This window comes from Muricomes intestini (assembly GCF_004346165.1).
In the GTDB taxonomy this organism is placed as follows: Bacteria; Bacillota; Clostridia; order Lachnospirales; family Lachnospiraceae; genus Muricomes; species Muricomes intestini.
This window is the reverse complement of the sequence record NZ_SLZZ01000030.1, coordinates 19,491-37,858: the sequence shown is the minus strand read 5'-3', so window position 1 is coordinate 37,858 and position 18,368 is coordinate 19,491. Positions and strand designations below refer to the sequence as shown.

Here is an 18,368-nt window from a genome sequence, read left to right as displayed (position 1 = left end):
AATCAGATTCCTTATATTTGGGACATTTTTTGAAAGTTGTTTATAAAGACATGGTTTAATTCAGGTCTATGTGGATAAAACTGCGGAAACTCAAGTAAGAATAATATTGACAAAACTTTAACTATCATATAGAATATCATTAATACCAAAATAAGTTAATAATAAAGAAACTATCAAAGAAGGAGATTTAGCATGAAGCTTGAAGGAAAAATAGCAGTAATTACAGGGGCCAGTGCCGGAATGGGAAAGGCGATGGTTCTTCTTTTTGCCAAGGAAGGTGCTACAGTAATAGCTATTGCGAGAAGAAAAGAAAGATTAGACGAAATTGTTCTGCAGGCAAAAGATTTTGACGGTAAGATTATTGCAGTTCAGGGCGATGTTGCGGTAGAAAAAGATATGGAGGATTTAATCGATAGAGTTGTGAAGGAATATGGCACTCTTGATATCCTGATCAATAATGCCGGTATTATGGATGAGATGATGCCGGTTGCTGAGGTGACCGACGAACTGTGGAACAGGGTGATTGATGTAAATTTAACAGGTCCTTTTGTACTGTGCCGCAAGGCAGTACAGCAGATGGAAAAACAAGGCCAGGGAAATATTATTAACATTGCATCTGCCGGTGGGCTTCGGGGTGCCCGGGCAGGGGCTGCATACACAGCATCTAAGTTTGGTCTTGTTGGTCTTACAAAAAATATTGGGTATATGTACGCAACCAAAGGGATCCGCTGCAGTGCGATTTGCCCCGGAGGTGTCGATACTGAAATTGGTGCGGCAGGGGTAACACATCCCAGCCAGTTCGGGCTGGAAAGAGCTATGTCTGGGATGGGTACAAATCCAAGATCCGGTTCACCGGATGAGCTTGCAAATGTTGCTCTTTTCCTTGCTTCCGATGACTCCAGCTTTGTGAATGGCACCACAATCACTGTCGACGGCGGATGGACGGCATATTAATCATCCAGGCGGGGATGGATTTCTAATAAAACAGTAAGTTATGAAAAACACAGTCTGAGAGGCTGTGTTTTTTCAGTTAGAAGAAGTACCCTCTCCATAGAATCAGTATTTCAACAAAAGAAACCGCAACTAAAGCTAACATAATTTGTAAATATTAGTTGGTTTTAATTTCTTGGAAATGCGTGTATGATATAAGCAGTGAGGTGTGAAAAATATGAATAATCCTAAAAAAAACATTGCTGAAAACTTACGATATCTGAGAAACAAGAGTTGTTTATCCCAGGAGGAGGTTGCTGAGAGAGTTGGCGTTACACGCCAAGCCGTTGCGAAGTGGGAAAGAGGGGACTCTTTGCCGGATATAATCAACTGTGAAGAACTGGCTGGTTTATTCGAAGTATCCTTAAATGATTTGGTGCGCCATGATTCCGAGGAGGAGGGGGTTCCTATCGGACCTAAAAATAAATACATCTTTGGTACAGTGACTATAGGTGAAAGAGGACAGATCGTATTGCCAAAAAAGGCACGGGACACATTAAAGTTTCATCCCGGTGACACGCTGGTGGTGCTGGGCGACAGCAACCCGGCAAGTGCGGGAATTGCACTGGTAGACAGTAATGCTTTCCTGCGTATGAACAACGTGGCTATAGATGGCTTTTTTAAGGAGGAAAAAAATTGAATGCACTATCGGTACAAGGGCTAACGAAACATTATCCAGGCTTTACATTAGATAGTATTACCTTTTCACTGCCCAGGGGAAGAGTTATGGGTTTAATCGGCAGTAACGGTGCAGGAAAAACTACAACTTTAAAATCATTGTTAAATCTGGTACACCCGGACAGCGGGACGATTGAAATGTTTGGCAAAAGCTTTCTGGAAAATGAAGAGAATTGTAAGCAAAATATCGGGGTGGTCCTGGGAGAAATTGATTTCTATGATCAAAAGAAGCTGGATACTGTCACAGCAGTCACGAAGCGCTTTTATTCAAAATGGGACGAGAAAGCCTATGAAAAATACCTGGAGATGTTTGAACTGGATCCACAAAAACGGGTAAAAGACTTGTCCACCGGCATGAGGGTTAAGTATATGTTAGCACTTGCGCTGTCCCATAATGCAAAATTGCTTATTTTAGATGAGCCGACCAGCGGACTTGATCCGGTATCCCGGGATGATTTACTTGGATTGTTCCGGAAGCTTGTGAAGGACGGGGAGAGAAGTATTCTTTTTTCCACCCATATTACATCAGATTTGGAAAAATGTGCCGACGATATTACTTATATCAAAGGCGGAAAGCTGCTGAAAAGTGCTGAGAAATCTGCATTTATAAAACATTTTGATTATCTGAAAAAGCCGGATGAAAAGACAGGGCTGTCTTTAGAAGAAATTATGATACGCACGGAGAGGAGGAGCTATGATGTTTGATCTTCTTTATAAGGAGCTGCGGCTGGCCGCACACCCTAATCTATATATTTTCACATTGCTTGGAGTCCTGGTGATTGTTCCTGCGTATCCTTATGGCATGGTGTTTCTGTTTAGCTGTATTGGAGTATATATTACCTTCATGTACGGCCGGGAAACCAACGATATTTATTATACAGCATTGCTTCCGGTGAGGAAGAGAGATACTGTCAAAGCAAAATGTATGCTCATAGTTTTGGCACAGATGACACAATTGCTCATATCTCTGCCCTTCGCCATATTGCGCACACATATTTTACCAGAAGGTAATCCTGCGGGCATTGAGGCAAACGTGGCTTACTACGGTTTTGGTCTGATAATCTATGCCATTTTCAATGTGATCTTCCTGCCCCAGTTTTTTAAAACAGCCTACAAAGCGGGAAAGGCATTTTTGCTCGCACTTATACCGGCAACTTTTGCAGTAGTACTCATGGAAGTAATTGTTCATTTTCCAAAATTCACATGGCTCGACAGTGTTGAATCGGGGAGTATGTTACGGCAGCTGCCTATACTGGCTGTGGGAGCAGCGGTGTATATAATTGGAATAAATATTGTATACAGGGTTTCTGCGAAACATTTTGAACAAGTCGATTTATAAAAAATTTTCTGCCCATTCTGGAACCTGCATAAAAGAATAACTTGACGTATAGGCATCTGGTGCTGTAAGTTTAAGAAAATAGAATTGAAAGGATAATAAAGAATATGCAGTTTACTACAATTGAAGAAAATGGCACAAAAGTTGCCGTTGTTACCGGCGACAAGAAAATAATCACAGATACACAGTCCGCGCTGGATTTGCTGGCAACGGTAAATTATGAAACAGGAGCAGATAGAATTGTAATCAACAAAGAAAATATAGAAGATACATTCTTTGTTCTGAGTACAGGACTTGCCGGTGAAATTTTACAGAAATTCGTCAGTTATCATACGAAGGTCGCTATATATGGTGACTATACTAAATATACAAGCAAGCCTCTGAAGGACTTTGTTTACGAATCGAACAGAGGAAACGATGTCTTTTTTGTGTCAACAAAAGAGGAAGCTGTAAAGAAACTGGTAAACGCCCGATAATGATTTGCAGCGGTTCGGAACCAAGCAGATATATTTAGAAATACTCTGTGAAAGCTCGCTTTCTAAGGAGTATTTCTAAATATATCTATTTGGCGAGAGCCAAACAGCGAGAAAACCGTAGGTTTTTGAGCTTGGTTTAGAACAGTTACCTTAACTTACAATTTGGAGGGAACCAAGAGTGAAAAAAGAAATATATCTGGCAGGCGGTTGTTTCTGGGGAACAGAAAAATATCTGGAAAACATTCCGGGTGTCCTGTCTACCGAGGTTGGGTATGCCAACGGAAACACGGAAAATCCGACTTATGAGGAAGTTTGCAGTAACAACACAGGTTTTGCCGAGACTGTAAAAGTGGAATACGAGGACAGCAAAATAGGGCTCCCGTTTATTTTGGAGCTTTATTATGATGTAATTAATCCAGTCAGCATAAACCGCCAGGGAGGCGATGTCGGCACACAGTACAGAACGGGAATCTACTTCACAGACACCGAAGACGAGACAGTGATCTTAACTTCCATTGGCAAGCTTCAACAAAACTATCGGGAAAAAATTGCTGTCGAGGTGAAACCGCTTTTCAATTATTACAAGGCAGAAGAATACCACCAGAAATATCTGGATAAAAATCCCGGAGGATACTGTCACATTGGAGCCGCTAAATTTGAAAAGGCTGAAAAAGCGTTGGATCCAAGCAGGAAATATGCAAAAAAAACAGTAGATGAGTTAAAAGAAAACTTAAACGAGGTGCAATTTAATGTAACCCAGAATAGTGCAACAGAGCCTCCGTATCAAAATGAATATTTTGATAAATTTGAGGAAGGAATTTATGTTGATATCACCACGGGCGAGCCTCTGTTTTTATCAGACGATAAATTTGAATCAGGATGTGGGTGGCCCAGCTTTTCCAGTCCCATCGCCCCTGAATTAATCACAAATATCACAGACAGAAGCCATGGCATGCTGCGGACAGAGGTGAGAAGCAGCCATGGAGATGCACACCTTGGGCATGTGTTTGAGGACGGCCCCGCCCCACAGGGAGGACTGCGCTATTGCATTAACAGTGCGTCTTTAAAATTCATTCCCAGAGAAGAAATGGAAGAAGAGGGTTATGGTGAGTACCTGAGCCTGCTTCGGAAAGAGAGACAATAAATATGCAATATACGGCTCTCTTTAGAGGAATTAACGTTGGAGGAAAAAACATTGTCAAAATGGCTGCTTTAAGGCAGCTTTTCCTTAATTTGGGGCTTTCTAAAGTCCAGACCTATATTCAGAGCGGCAATGTGGTTTTTGAATCTGACTTAGACGAGCCCTCCCTTCTGGATATAATTTATGCCGGTTTTGATGAGCATTTTGGATTTCAGTGTGATGTAATGATGCGGAATATAGATGAAATACGTTTTCTCATTGAACAGCTCCCAATCACACCGGCTGAGAAGTCTGCAGCAGAACTTGCGGATTCTAAAACAGAACATCTTTATGTCTATTTTTTGAGCGATCTTCCGAAGCAATCAGTGATTGATGCTGTCTGCCGGAAATATGAAGGAGAAGATATACTGCGGAAAGGAACAAGAGAATTATATTTCCTGTGCCATCAAAGCGTACGTAACTCAAAGTTGGCGGCGGCAATACCAAAAAACTTTGGCACATCTACAGCACGAAACTGGAAAACAGTCTGCAGGCTATATAATATGCTTGAGGCTCTATAGGGAGATATTAAAAAATGAATCATTACATGAATATAATCATAAGACAGGAAACTAGGAATGACTATAAAATTACAGAAACGGTAGTAGAAAGGGCCTTCAAGAATGAAAAGCACAGTGATCACAGCGAGCAGTTTTTAGTGGCTAAATTAAGAAAAGGTGATGTGTTCATACCGGAACTTAGTATTGTCGCGGAAGTTGATAAAAAGATTGTAGGACATGCAATGTTTACAAAGCTGTGTATTAAAAATGGGGACGAAAATTATCCAACACTAGCGTTGGCCCCTGTTTCAGTCTTACCCGGTTTTCAAAATCAAGGCATTGGCAGTAAAATGATTCTTTACGGCTTAAATAGGTCAAAAGAAATGGGCTTTAAGTCAGTCATTGTTCTTGGACATGAGAAATATTATCCACGGTTTGGATTTAAGCCCGCAAGTGAATGGGGAATAAAAGCACCGTATGATGTGCCGGATGAAGCATTTATGGCAGTGGAACTTGAAAAAGATGCATTGGATAATGCTGCAGGAACTGTAATTTACGGCAAAGAATTTTCTGAATAATAAATTGTGCCTTTCTAAAATGGCTGAAATCTAGTTGCAATCTGTAATAATAGAACGTATAATAAAAGATAGTGTACTGTCTATTTTGCTGAAAGGCAATGAGACAGCACACTGGTAAAACAGTGAAAAGGACAAAATTATGGTTTTGCTTTAGTATGTTATTTACAGCCATAAAAAGTGTACATCGGAAGAAAGGAAGTGTTATATATGTCTAATGTTGAATTTTATCGTTGTGAGCGCTGTGGTAATTTGGTTGCTTTACTTAAAAAGGGCGGCGGAGAAATGGTTTGCTGCGGGCAGCCCATGACTAAATTATCTGCTAATTCTACAGATGCAGCTCAGGAAAAACATGTACCGAAGGTAACAAAAACCGAGGATGATATGATGAAAGTTTCCGTGGGATCTACACTTCACCCCATGACACCGGAGCATTATATTGAGTGGATTGCTCTTGTAACGGATGACAAGGTGGAGGTAAGATACCTTAGGCCAGGTGATCAGCCAGTTGTGAAATTTGATGATGTTAAAGATGGCTGCGTATATGCATACTGTAATTTACATGGGCTGTGGAAGACTGAATTGGAATATGTCATTCCAAACGAAGCAGCATGTTCCGCAGAATTCCCGGAAGGCTGCGTGTTTATATAAGATGATGAAAAAAGATTGCTGGCAACATAGAAATCTGTCGTGTTGGAAAATTGAAGAAACGGAAGAGCGGTAAGGCAAAGTTTGTCTTACCGTTTTAATATAGTGCTATTTTATTAGAAATAGTATTTGACTCTGCAGAAAAAATAAGATAAAGTATTCACGTGAACCATAATATTAGATATTTTTAAATATTGGTGCCAATATATTTAGTTTTATATTTGACTTTGAACCATAACAAATGTTGTTTTGCTTTAATTACTCAGTGAGGATCTGAGAGCCATCATTCTAGAAATAGAATGTTAAATATCATTGTTTTGTTGGTTGTAAAGTGAATAAAAATCAATTGGTGCCAAAATACAAAAATGTATTGACATTAAAAGGGAAAGTGATATAATATGAGTATAAAATATTTACATGTAAATAGTAATAAGGCAATAATATATGTCGATAATTAACAATAAGGAGGCAGAGAGGAGGAATCCGCATTGACAAAAAAATACATAAAAGGGAGTTTGAAATGGGTGTTCAAGCGAAAAACAATAAAGATGGGGGGAACAATACATTGGATGTATATGAACTAAAGCTAAAGGTGTATTTATTAAAAGATATTGCCAATAAAGATGCACTAAATCAAATATCAAAATTCATTGATGAAGCACTCTCAGAAAACGGCCATTTTCTGAGGCTTCATCAGCGAAACTGTTATAAAAATTACACTTTTTGCTCGTTCTGGCCACTGGAGAAAGATGGTGTCTACAAAAGTGACACCATCTATACCGTGGTGCTGCGAACAATAGACACAAATCTGGCAATATATTTTGAAAAAAAGTTAAAGGATCATTTTAATGACACAATAAAAGGCTTGAATTGTGAAACAAAAATAATTCCTAAGCATTTGATTGAAACGATATATAGCCTCACCCCTGTTCTTCTAAAAGATGATAGGGGATATTGGAAACGATATTTGTCTATTTCTGAGTTTGAAGAGCGAGTAAAAGTTAATCTTATTAAAAAGTATAATGTATTTTCCGGTGAAAAGGTGAATGAGGATTTCCAATTATATTCTACAATACGCTTTTTAAACAGGTGTCCAATTAAGGTGCCTTATAAAGATATTCATCTATTAGGAGATAAACTGGAATTGCAAGTGGCAGAAAATCCGCAAGCGCAAGAATTAATTTACATGAGCCTGGGAACCGGTCTGCTTGAATCTAACGCTCGTGGATATGGGTTTGTAAATTATAATTGGACAAGGAGGGGGTAAAGTTGATAAAAGATTGTTTGCGCATCTTTCAAAAAGAACTTGACTCAAAAGAAAGCGAATTTGTTTTGGACAATTACACCCCTAAGGATGGAACTTATTTGCTAATCGAAATGAAAGAGGGGAAATTTTACCCACAGGAACCGATAGAAATCCAGTATAACAAGAAGACGGGCGAGTTGGAGGGACGTATGAATACGAAATATCCTTTTGTGAGGCAACTGGATTACTACAGCAAACTGGTAGAAATGAATAAGCCTGTTGATCCCAAGAAAATCATACATTCCAATAATTATCTCTCTTTCTTTATAAAGAAGGATAGCTTGACAAACAAAAAAGTCACAAAAGATATTATCGCTGGATACTATGATGTACTTAAACATCCAGATGAAAAGTACAAAAAAAAGAGTAAAAGCTCATATGAACTTTATGCCTCTGTGGAACAAGAAATGGGTAAGCCTGATGAAGCACAGGTACAACAGATTCAGGATTGGGTTAGTGAAAATCTAGAGGAAGTGACTAGCGGCTTTACAGGAAAGGATTATTTGAAAATATTTTTTATTCTGCCGGATAATCAAAAAACGATTGCATTGTATCAACGTGAAGGAAAGCGATATCTCCTGCCTAATATATACAATAACAATGACTCTGTTATAGGTGTAGAAGGAAAAATATATGGGCTTCCAAATGATAATATGGGGATGAATGCAAAAAAACCATTTCTCGAAAATAAGACGAGGCGGACTAAAGAGCCCTACCTTATAAGCCTTGAAGAAGTTTTGCTGCAAAGTAAGTTTTTTGACTACCTTAATGGAAAAGCCAGTGTAGGATTTACTCAGGTGTATGTAGACCCAGAAAACGAAAAATTCAAATTCTGCAAGTCTGGAGAGTTCGATGAAGAGTTTCAGCAGGGATTTTACATAAAAATGCAAAAGGGAAAAGAGGTGGAACTTCATGATTTTGATGTGATTCCAAAATATAATTATTTTATGAAACACCCTTTTAATTTGAAGAGGATTATAGAGCTCACTCCTGATGATTTAAAGAATTTAAAAATTGAGTATGGGACAAAAAACAAACTTGGGGAAATGCAGGCTATGATTGATGAAATTTTCTTTGGAAAATGGCTTATTAATAATTATTTTACTAATCCAGAAGATATTTCTATAAAAGATGGTGTGGTTAAGTACAATTTAATAAAATCCAGAGATCGATTAAATAATTGGTTTTATAAGGGAGATGAGACTGGAATTAGTACTTTACTGCAGAATATATCGTTGGAGCTGGTGAAAAATTCTGCATCTAATGGTAATACAACCAAGGCAAAGCATCAACTAAATTTGAGATGGTCACTAATGGATTATTATTCCGAGAATAATGCTATGGAGGTAAATATGAGAGAAGTAAGGAGCAGATTGAGGGAACATATAGAATGTAAAGACGATTGGGAATTTGACAATGATGAAGAATATTATTATGCAGTGGGACAGACTGTTGCCTTTTATCTATCTAGAACGCGGGGAGGTAAAAAGCCACAATCTTATATAAACCCATTTATGAATGCAAAAAGAGATGAGATAATTAAGAAAAAACTCAGAGAGTTATATAGAAAAGTTAATTTTGACGTTGACATAGAACCTAAGGATTTGCGGAATAGGAACTTGACAGGACATGTATTAGGGTATACTCCCCAGGGGAAAGTAAACCAGGATATGCTAGTATGTGGATTTGTGGATTTATCATTGGTATATGAAAAGAAAAAGGAGGATAAGTAAGATGAACAAAAGAGTTTATGGTGTTTTAGGTATTTCTTCAATTATGGCAAATTGGAATGCAGATTTTTCGGGATATCCCAAAACTACTTCGGACGGAAGGATATTCGGCAGTGACAAGGCCTTTAAGTATCCAATGAAAAAAATGTGGGAGAACGAAGGAAAAAAAGTATTATATATCAAGTCCATGCGTTTTTTAGAAGATGAAAAGAAGGGCACAATACAATTAATCCCAAGGACACTGAGGGAAAGGTATGACTATATCTTTAATGAAGGAAAAGAATCAGAAATTAAAGATTCAACTGTGGTTCTCAAAAATTTATTCAGTGCAATTGACGTAAAGAATTTTGGCGCGACATTTGCTGAAGCCGGCAATAATATTTCTATAACCGGTGCCGTACAGATCGGGCAAGGATTTAATGAATATGAAGATAGTGAGGCGCATGAACAGTCTATTTTGTCACCGTTTCGTGATCCTACAGCAAAAGAAAAAAGCAAGAAAGGACAGGATGTTGAAGGAGAAGATGCCAAAAATTCAACATTAGGGACGAAGATTGTAAGTGATGAGGCTCATTATTTTTACCCGTTTTCTATTAATCCCATGGCATACAATGAATTTGTAAAGCTTGGAGTTACCGATGGTTACACAGGAGATGACTATCAGTTGTTTAAGAAGGCATCTCTTTCTGCAGCCACATCATTCGCGACAAACGCGAAATCAGGGTGTGAGAATGAGTTTGCTCTGTATGTGGAGACGGAAAATGACACTTATCTTCCTAATTTAACAGAATATGTTGAATTCTCAAAAGGCGAAGAGGGCGGAAAAAATAAGATTCGGATCACTTGTGGAGAGACGCTCAATACCTTGAAAAATAGAATTTTTTCCATAGAAATATATTACAATACATATACAACAGAGATTATAACGCCGGTTGTATTGGAAGGAGCAAAATATTTCGATATATTGACTCAGAAAGAGGTATAAAATGAAAATTTTAAAATTTACTCTTAGCGGGGAAAATGCTTTTTTCAAGAGGCCTGAAGTGAACACCTATTTTTATTTTACATACAATTGTGTTCATAAGGTAGCCCTTTTAGGCATATTTGGTGCAGTCCTGGGGTACAACGGGTATAATCAGATGTCGAAAACAGATAATTATCCGGAATTTTATGAAAAGCTGAAGGATATAAAGCTTTCGATTGTACCAGGCAGCAAGACGGGGTATTTTCCTAAAAAGATACAAAGTTTTAACAATTCGGTTGGTTATGCCTCTAGGGAACAAGGTGGTAATCTGATAGTTAAAGAGCAATGGCTGGAGAAACCTTCATGGGACATTTATGTTCAGATTATTGATGAAGAAAGTGAGAAACTTGCCCGTGCAATTTGTAATCAAAGATGTGTCTATGTTCCATATCTTGGCAAGAATGATCACCCGGCTGATATTAAAAATGCCTTTGTTTTAGAGGGGGAAAAGTGTGGAAAGCAAAACTTTCTGCACAGCCTTACTCCTAGTGACTGGATAGAACTAGATGTTAAGGGAGAAGAATTTGAAGTTTTTGATTTTTTCAAATATGAGGAGTACCTCCCGACAGGCCTTGACAGTACAACACATTTATATGAAACTGTGAATTTTGTTTACAGCAATATGGGTGTTTTAGATGTAAGGTGTGATGTTATTCAGGTACAAGAAAAGCAAAATGGTCAGAACATAAAAAAGAATCTGGTATTTTTCTAAATAGTAAAAAGTAAAGGGTGTGGTACTTATGATAAAGCCATGGTTTATACCATTGGAAGATGTAATCTCATTTCCATATACAGTGTATGCACACACAAGAGCAGGCAAAGATAGAGAAACACTGCAGGAACATACGAAGTTGTGTGAATCATATTTAACAAAAATACTATCGGAGAGAAATATAGAGCAGCCTTTCCTAAAGATTGCCAGGATGTTTGGCTTAGATAGTGAGGAAAAGAGTCTGGAATTGTATTTTGAAATGCTGTTTCAAGTGATTACCTTCCATGATGTTGGTAAGATCAATCCATGTTTTCAATCAGACAAAATGGGAAATGCGGATCCAAAGGAGTTTGCCATTCAGGGTTTAAAGGGAAGTGCTCACTCTTTACTTTCTGCGGTTATTTATTTGAATCACTTTATGCAAAAGATAAACAGTATTGAAATCAGTAAGTTGCAAAAGAGGCAGCTAAGTATATTTTGTCTGATAAATGGTTTTGTGATTTCCAGACATCATAGCAATCTGGGTTCAATAAAGGAGTTCTTGGTGAAATTTAGCGATAATGGAGACGTAGGAACGATACTACAGGGTATGACATTAAAACATGATTTCATGAAAGACCCTATATACAATATGATTGGCGGACTATATCTGAAAAAATGGAAGAATTTTCGGGAAAATTTAAATGAGGAAGGAAGCATTGCAGTTTATACTTATACGAGGTTTCTATATTCATTGTTGGTATCCTGTGATTATTATGCAACATCAGAATATGGAAATGGGGTTTCAGTGAATGCGTTTGGAAATGACAGTGAGATTTACAAATTTGCTGAAAGCTATGAAGGCACAGATTTATTAAAGGGGATACGAGAATATGAAACGGGAGTGAGTCAGCCAAAAGGGATTAATAAGTTGCGATGTGACATATTTCTGGAAGCTGAGAAAAGCTTAAGAAGTAATTTAGATAAAAATATTTATTTTTTAGAGGCACCCACGGGAAGTGGAAAAAGCAATGTATCTATGAATTTGAGTTTCCAATTATTGAAGGCCGGTCTTCAGAAGATTTATTATGTTTATCCTTTTAACACATTAGTTGATCAGAATTTGGAGACATTGAAGGACATTTTCGGTAAAGACAGCGCGATTTTTAATAAAATAGCAGTGCTGAATTCCAACACGCCGATTAAACAGGAAATCCGGCATAAGGATGAGAGTGAGGGAGAAGATGAGATTTATACGCAAGCATTGCTGGACAGACAATTTCTGAACTATCCGTTTGTTTTGACAACACATGTGAGTTTATTTGAAACAATGTTTGGTGATGAACGTGAGTCTGCCTTTGGATTCTCTCAGTTACAGGACAGCATTGTTGTTTTGGATGAAATACAAAGTTATAAGAATAAAATTTGGTCCGAGATCATAACGTTCCTGAAAATATTTGCCAGCCTTTTAAATATGAAAATAATCATTATGTCCGCTACACTGCCGGATTTAAGTTATCTGACATCCAATAGTGTTGGAGTTGCCAAACTGCTGCAAAACAGAGACAGATACTTTACAAATCCACAGTTTAAAAGCCGTGTGAATATATCCTATGAATTGTTGGGACAAGAGATAAATCTAGAAATGTTGGCGGATTACATTGCCGGACAAGATATTAAAAAGAATAAGATTGCTGTTGAATTTATAAAGAAAAGCAGGGCCTACGAATTTGCTGACATGTTGGCGGAGGATGAACGGATTACAGCTCCTATTTACTTTATCAGTGGTGACGATAATCGTGTGGATCGGGCAGAGCGGCTGAAGATTATAAAAGAAAATTCTGAGAAGGGTCTTATATTGATAGCAACTCAAGTGATTGAGGCAGGGGTTGATATTGATATGGACATAGGGTATAAAGATATCTCTAAACTTGATAGTGAAGAACAATTTTTGGGGCGTATAAACCGTTCCTGCAAAAGAAGTGGGAAAGTTTATTTCTTTAATCTGGACGACGCCAGTCGTATTTATTCGGATGGTGATTATCGTATGAATAAGGAACTCACTCTGGTTAATGAAGATATGCAGTTGATTTTAAATAATAAGGATTTTAGTCCTTATTACAATACTGTGATGGAACATCTGAAAGAAAGCTATAATTGTTCATATAATGATGATGAGAATCTTAAAAAGTTTTTTAATGCCTTGGTGGGAGGACTTGACTTTACTAGTACGGCAAAACGCATGAAACTCATCGAAGATTCTGATTGGGATATGCCTATATATCTTGCCCGTGATCTCATCGTGGATGGAGAAAAAATTTCTGGAATGGAGGTATGGGAAGAGTACAAGAAACTGTTAAAGGATCAGATGATGCCTTATGCAAAAAAGCAGGTTTGTTTATCAAATGTAAGAAGTAAACTTAATTATTTTATTTATCAAATAAAGAAAACATCAACCATTGAATTTAATGACATGATTGGTGAATTACACTGTATTTCTAATGGCGAAAGGTATTTTAAAGAAGGTAGGTTAGACAAAAAGTCGCTGGAGGAAGGAGGATCCATGTTTTTGGATATGTAGGCGCAATGAAAGTAAACGGCACATTGATGAATTATTATATTCACTGCAAAAGACAATGCTATCTTCATGGAAACCGGCTGAACTTGGAAGATAATAGTGAGGCCGTAAAGATCGGAAAGGCTATACATGAAGACAAAGCTGAAGGGTCAGATAATAGCGAAATTGCAATTGAAAATATTAGAATCGACAAGTTGACGAAGGAATATTTGACGGAAGTAAAAAAATCTGACGCTGATGTAGAGGCCAGTAAATGGCAGCTGCTTTTTTACCTGAAGGTTCTAAAGGGAAAAGGGATTATCAGGAAGGGAAAACTGGAGTTTGTTGAAAAAAACAAAACAGAGAAGAAAACAGTTATTTTAGAATTGACGGAAGAAAATGAACGTCAGCTGGATTTATATGTAACCGAGATACAAAGACTACTGGCATCCGACACCATTCCTGAGCGACTCAATAAGCCAAAATGTAAGAAGTGTGCTTATTATGAATATTGTTACATATGAGGAGGGGAGTCTGAATGGGAAATACAAAGTATATAATGTCTACGGGAGAGTTGACCAGAAAAGATAATTCTCTGTGTTATAGAAAAGGCGGGAAAAATATTTACCTGCCGATTGAAAACGTAAGAGAAATCTATTGTATGAATGAAATTTCGGTAAATACAAAGCTCCTGGATTTTCTCGCTTCCCACAATATTATGGTACATTTCTTTAACTATTATGAAGGCTACAGTGGTACATTTTATCCTAAAAATCAATATAACAGTGGTAAGTTAATTGTAAAACAAGTAGAGAAATATCAGAATGACCGGTTAATTATTGCGAAAGCATTCGTAAAAGGGATTGCTGCAAATATTGATGAGACACTTTACCACTATTATAAACATGACAAAAAAGAAGTTAAAGGTACGATTGACTGGATACGGAAAAAGGCGGTCAATCTTATAGAAAAAGCTCGAGATATACCAGCACTTATGTCTGTTGAAGGTGAAATGTGGCTGCGGTTTTATAGTGATTTTAAGTACTTTTTACCGGAAGACTTTATTATGAATAAAAGAGTCAAGCGTCCGCCGGATAATCCAATCAATGCTCTGATTTCATTTGGAAACACTTTACTTTATACAAAGACAATAGCTGCAATATATCAAACACACCTGGATCAGCGAATAAGCTTTCTACATGAACCTTCAGAAGGAAGATTTTCCCTAAGTCTTGATGTCAGCGAGGCATTTAAACCAATTATTGTATACAAAACAATTTTTGACTTGGTAAATAATAGGAGACTCCAGGTTGATAAACATTTCGATAAAACTGTGAACTATTGCTTACTGAATGAGACTGGGCGCAAAATTTTTATTGAAGCTTTTGAAACAAGGATGGAAACAGCATTTCAACATCCCCGGCTAAAGCGAAAGGTTACATATCGTACGGCAATTAAATTGGATTGTTACAAACTTATTAAAAGTATTATGGAAGAACGGGAATTTACTCCCTTTTCAGCTAAGGAGGGGATGTAGTGGCTAAAAAGATAAATTATAACTATGCTTTTGTGTTTTATGATGTCAAAGAAAAACGTGTTCAAAAGGTTTTTAAGGTTTGTAAAAAATATCTCACCCATTTTCAATACTCTGTATTTCGTGGAGAGATGTGTCCTTCTAAACTAATACATCTGAAATCTGACTTAAAGAAAGTCATAAACCCGCAGGAGGATTTTATTTGCATTATTAAATTAATGAATGATAATGTGTTTGGGGAGGAAATATTAGGAAAGCCAGATAAAGAAACAGGTGAGAATTTGATTTTATAAGTGAAATAATTTACCAGGCGCTACATTCATGGATTCGTGATAAAACCAGTGAAATGTGAGTTTTTTTGATTTTTTGGAGATGCTTCTAAATTTAGCTTGCGGTTGGTAAAAAAACTGAGAAGGGCGGATTTATTGGGAATTTTCAGGGGAATGATTAAAAAAATGTGATAAATACGTTGGGTGAACCAGAACAAGAGTTGTTTTTAAATATGTTTTTACATAAAAAAGGAGGTGAAAAATTGTAGGTGAACCAGAACAAGAGTTGTTTTTAAATTGACACAAAAAGAATTGGAGTGGTTTTTGGAGGAGGGTGAACCAGAACAAGAGTTGTTTTTAAATGGCACAAAGAAAGAAGAATTTTTCAAGGATTATAAGGTGAACCAGAACAAGAGTTGTTTTTAAATTGTAGCCTCGCATATACTGCCTTTTATCCTCAATTTGGTGAACCAGAACAAGAGTTGTTTTTAAATTGCCTTTTATTTACTATCGCAGAGTATCTATGCAGGTGAACCAGAACAAGAGTTGTTTTTAAATGCCAAAGTTTAACGAAAAAGAAAATGAACTTGTCGGTGAACCAGAACAAGAGTTGTTTTTAAATTACCGAATTTGAACCCAGACCACTCCCTATCCAACAGGTGAACCAGAACAAGAGTTGTTTTTAAATTTTTTTTGCCCTGTCCGGGCATCTGCTCAACATGGGGTGAACCAGAACAAGAGTTGTTTTTAAATCCGAGAAATGAAGCGTCTATTACTGTTTGGAACAGGTGAACCAGAACAAGAGTTGTTTTTAAATTCTCGTATTTTGGATATTTCTGCCCGTTTTGTTGGGGTGAACCAGAACAAGAGTTGTTTTTAAATGAAGGATGCGGTTGAAAAACTGGTGAAATTAAAAGGGGTGAACCAGAACAAGAGTTGTTTTTAAATTAGATATCCTTATGTTCTAATATTATCCTATATCTGGTGAACCAGAACAAGAGTTGTTTTTAAATTCAAAGGGCTTATAGTTTCGATACTTGAAATCGCAGGGTGAACCAGAACAAGAGTTGTTTTTAAATCAGTAGCTTCATCTCGTTTCTGCACCCCAGCCATTGGTGAACCAGAACAAGAGTTGTTTTTAAATTCCACCGTCTTATGTATCTGTTCCCCCTGCGCCCTTGGTGAACCAGAACAAGAGTTGTTTTTAAATAAAATTATTTTGTATTTAGTTCCAAGTATATTTACGGTGAACCAGAACAAGAGTTGTTTTTAAATCCCAGCGGGACTTTATCACCTATTACAGTGCGGTCTTCGGTGAACCAGAACAAGAGTTGTTTTTAAATTAGATATGGGCAGCAGGAGGATGTTCGCATAACAGGGTGAACCAGAACAAGAGTTGTTTTTAAATAGGACTTTGACGGCGTAGCATTACAGGGTGCAGGAGGTGAACCAGAACAAGAGTTGTTTTTAAATAGATTTAGCAGTAAGAAGCTATCAGAAACAGTTTGGTGAACCAGAACAAGAGTTGTTTTTAAATCCCAACAGGGGGACAATCCAGAAAAGACACCGTTCGGTGAACCAGAACAAGAGTTGTTTTTAAATTTGGCTGTCTGCGGTGCTACTGCCAGTGGGGCCAAGGTGAACCAGAACAAGAGTTGTTTTTAAATAAAGAGGAGTAAGCCCGCATAAAGCGGATGAAAGAGGTGAACCAGAACAAGAGTTGTTTTTAAATACCGCGAAATATCTCTTTCAGATTGCAGTCGGTAGGTGAACCAGAACAAGAGTTGTTTTTAAATGTGAGGTTGATGTTAAACCTTGTGAGGGCAAGAGCCGGTGAACCAGAACAAGAGTTGTTTTTAAATCAAAATGGGTAGCGCAGTACAATTCGGTATGCAAGGTGAACCAGAACAAGAGTTGTTTTTAAATTCCGGTGCTGGGTACTTGCTTTTGTGTGCGCGTATGGTGAACCAGAACAAGAGTTGTTTTTAAATAATACACTCGGCATACATTCCCCGTCTACTGTATTGGTGAACCAGAACAAGAGTTGTTTTTAAATCGAATACTTGTAAGCCATTCCTCCCGGTATGGTCTCGGTGAACCAGAACAAGAGTTGTTTTTAAATTATTAGACGCATTTAAAGACTACACAGAGGGCACAGGTGAACCAGAACAAGAGTTGTTTTTAAATTACCAGCGATATTTCATATACACCGGACAAGTTATCCGGTGAACCAGAACAAGAGTTGTTTTTAAATGAGGCTATAAAACTTCCTGCAATTACAGCAGAGGCGGTGAACCAGAACAAGAGTTGTTTTTAAATCAGAAAAGCGTGCGAACGCTGTGAGAAACCTGGAAGGTGAACCAGAACAAGAGTTGTTTTTAAATAAAGCATTCGGACACCGCGCAGGGCGTTGGAACGGAGGTGAACCAGAACAAGAGTTGTTTTTAAATTGAGTACCTCAAGGGGGCGGCCAATACGTACTCTGGTGAACCAGAACAAGAGTTGTTTTTAAATAAGTTCGCTGCCTTTTGGTAATTGATAAGCGTTTCGGTGAACCAGAACAAGAGTTGTTTTTAAATAAAGGATTGATGCAGGTAATAGACCCAACATTTAGGGTGAACCAGAACAAGAGTTGTTTTTAAATTTGGGCTGGTGGTCGCATTGTTTAGCACGACAGTTGGTGAACCAGAACAAGAGTTGTTTTTAAATACCAACTCAATTCGTTAATGCTATCACTCGCCCGGTGAACCAGAACAAGAGTTGTTTTTAAATCAGTTATTCGAATTAGCTTTGTTTGTACCCTCTGAGGTGAACCAGAACAAGAGTTGTTTTTAAATGATACCAATTTGAGCCAAACTATAAATCCGTTACATG

General features: G+C 37.6%; 17 protein-coding genes and 1 CRISPR repeat array (1 of these 18 only partly in view). All 17 genes read left to right on the top strand.

The annotated features are described in order from the left end of the window. The first annotated feature begins 192 nt into the window (after positions 1–192). The 17 genes from EDD59_RS15285 to cas2 all read left to right on the top strand — a co-directional run bounded on the left by EDD59_RS15285 (position 193) and on the right by cas2 (position 15,518). Positions 193–954: a glucose 1-dehydrogenase gene (locus EDD59_RS15285; protein ID WP_132383436.1), complete on the top strand. Its 762-nt coding sequence runs from the start codon at positions 193–195 to the stop codon at positions 952–954. Between the two features lie 214 nt (positions 955–1,168). Continuing rightward, entirely contained in the window at positions 1,169–1,630 is a 462-nt protein-coding gene (locus tag EDD59_RS15280; RefSeq protein ID WP_132383433.1) for a helix-turn-helix domain-containing protein, read from the top strand. Next, complete coding sequence (locus EDD59_RS15275) at positions 1,627–2,373, top strand: ABC transporter ATP-binding protein (protein ID WP_132383431.1); 747 nt, start codon at positions 1,627–1,629, stop codon at positions 2,371–2,373. Before EDD59_RS15280 ends, EDD59_RS15275 begins: the two co-directional genes overlap by 4 nt. Beyond that, a complete protein-coding gene (locus tag EDD59_RS15270; RefSeq protein ID WP_132383429.1) occupies positions 2,363–3,007 on the top strand; it encodes an ABC-2 transporter permease in 645 nt (214 codons plus the stop codon). The genes EDD59_RS15275 and EDD59_RS15270 overlap by 11 nt, the downstream gene beginning before the upstream one ends. A gap of 104 nt (positions 3,008–3,111) precedes the next feature. Beyond that, on the top strand, positions 3,112–3,480 hold the full coding sequence (locus EDD59_RS15265; RefSeq protein WP_132383426.1) for a DUF4180 domain-containing protein: 369 nt from the start codon (positions 3,112–3,114) through the stop codon (positions 3,478–3,480). Positions 3,481–3,658: 178 nt separating this feature from the next. Further along, a complete protein-coding gene (gene msrB, locus EDD59_RS15260) occupies positions 3,659–4,624 on the top strand; it encodes a peptide-methionine (R)-S-oxide reductase MsrB (RefSeq protein WP_132383424.1) in 966 nt (321 codons plus the stop codon). A gap of 2 nt (positions 4,625–4,626) precedes the next feature. After that, positions 4,627–5,181: a DUF1697 domain-containing protein gene (locus EDD59_RS15255; RefSeq protein WP_132383421.1), complete on the top strand. Its 555-nt coding sequence runs from the start codon at positions 4,627–4,629 to the stop codon at positions 5,179–5,181. A 14-nt stretch (positions 5,182–5,195) separates the two neighbouring features. Next, a complete protein-coding gene (locus EDD59_RS15250; RefSeq protein ID WP_330572181.1) occupies positions 5,196–5,738 on the top strand; it encodes a GNAT family N-acetyltransferase in 543 nt (180 codons plus the stop codon). Between the two features lie 207 nt (positions 5,739–5,945). Further along, entirely contained in the window at positions 5,946–6,386 is a 441-nt protein-coding gene (locus EDD59_RS15245) for a desulfoferrodoxin family protein (protein ID WP_132383418.1), read from the top strand. A gap of 562 nt (positions 6,387–6,948) precedes the next feature. Continuing rightward, the gene (locus EDD59_RS15240; protein WP_132383415.1) at positions 6,949–7,650 is read left to right on the top strand and encodes a CRISPR-associated endoribonuclease Cas6; all 702 of its coding nucleotides are present in this window, start codon (positions 6,949–6,951) and stop codon (positions 7,648–7,650) included. Between the two features lie 2 nt (positions 7,651–7,652). Continuing rightward, positions 7,653–9,422 (top strand): type I-B CRISPR-associated protein Cas8b/Csh1, encoded by a 1,770-nt coding sequence (locus EDD59_RS15235; RefSeq protein WP_132383413.1) that lies wholly within the window; start codon positions 7,653–7,655, stop codon positions 9,420–9,422. Between the two features lies 1 nt (position 9,423). Then, entirely contained in the window at positions 9,424–10,404 is a 981-nt protein-coding gene (locus EDD59_RS15230) for a type I CRISPR-associated protein Cas7 (RefSeq protein WP_132383411.1), read from the top strand. Position 10,405: 1 nt separating this feature from the next. Continuing rightward, positions 10,406–11,155: a type I-B CRISPR-associated protein Cas5b gene (gene cas5b / locus EDD59_RS15225; protein WP_132383409.1), complete on the top strand. Its 750-nt coding sequence runs from the start codon at positions 10,406–10,408 to the stop codon at positions 11,153–11,155. A 28-nt stretch (positions 11,156–11,183) separates the two neighbouring features. Then, positions 11,184–13,715, top strand: coding sequence for a CRISPR-associated helicase Cas3' (gene cas3, locus EDD59_RS15220; protein ID WP_132383407.1), 2,532 nt, complete (start codon positions 11,184–11,186; stop codon positions 13,713–13,715). 5 nt (positions 13,716–13,720) lie between these two features. Beyond that, complete coding sequence (locus EDD59_RS15215; protein ID WP_132383405.1) at positions 13,721–14,215, top strand: CRISPR-associated protein Cas4; 495 nt, start codon at positions 13,721–13,723, stop codon at positions 14,213–14,215. 14 nt (positions 14,216–14,229) lie between these two features. Next, complete coding sequence (gene cas1b / locus EDD59_RS15210) at positions 14,230–15,228, top strand: type I-B CRISPR-associated endonuclease Cas1b (protein WP_132383403.1); 999 nt, start codon at positions 14,230–14,232, stop codon at positions 15,226–15,228. After that, positions 15,228–15,518: a CRISPR-associated endonuclease Cas2 gene (gene cas2, locus EDD59_RS15205; protein WP_132383401.1), complete on the top strand. Its 291-nt coding sequence runs from the start codon at positions 15,228–15,230 to the stop codon at positions 15,516–15,518. The genes cas1b and cas2 overlap by 1 nt, the downstream gene beginning before the upstream one ends. Before the next feature lie 179 nt (positions 15,519–15,697). Next, positions 15,698–18,368: a CRISPR direct-repeat array (repeat unit 30 nt; unit sequence GGTGAACCAGAACAAGAGTTGTTTTTAAAT) (it continues 1,465 nt past the right edge of the window).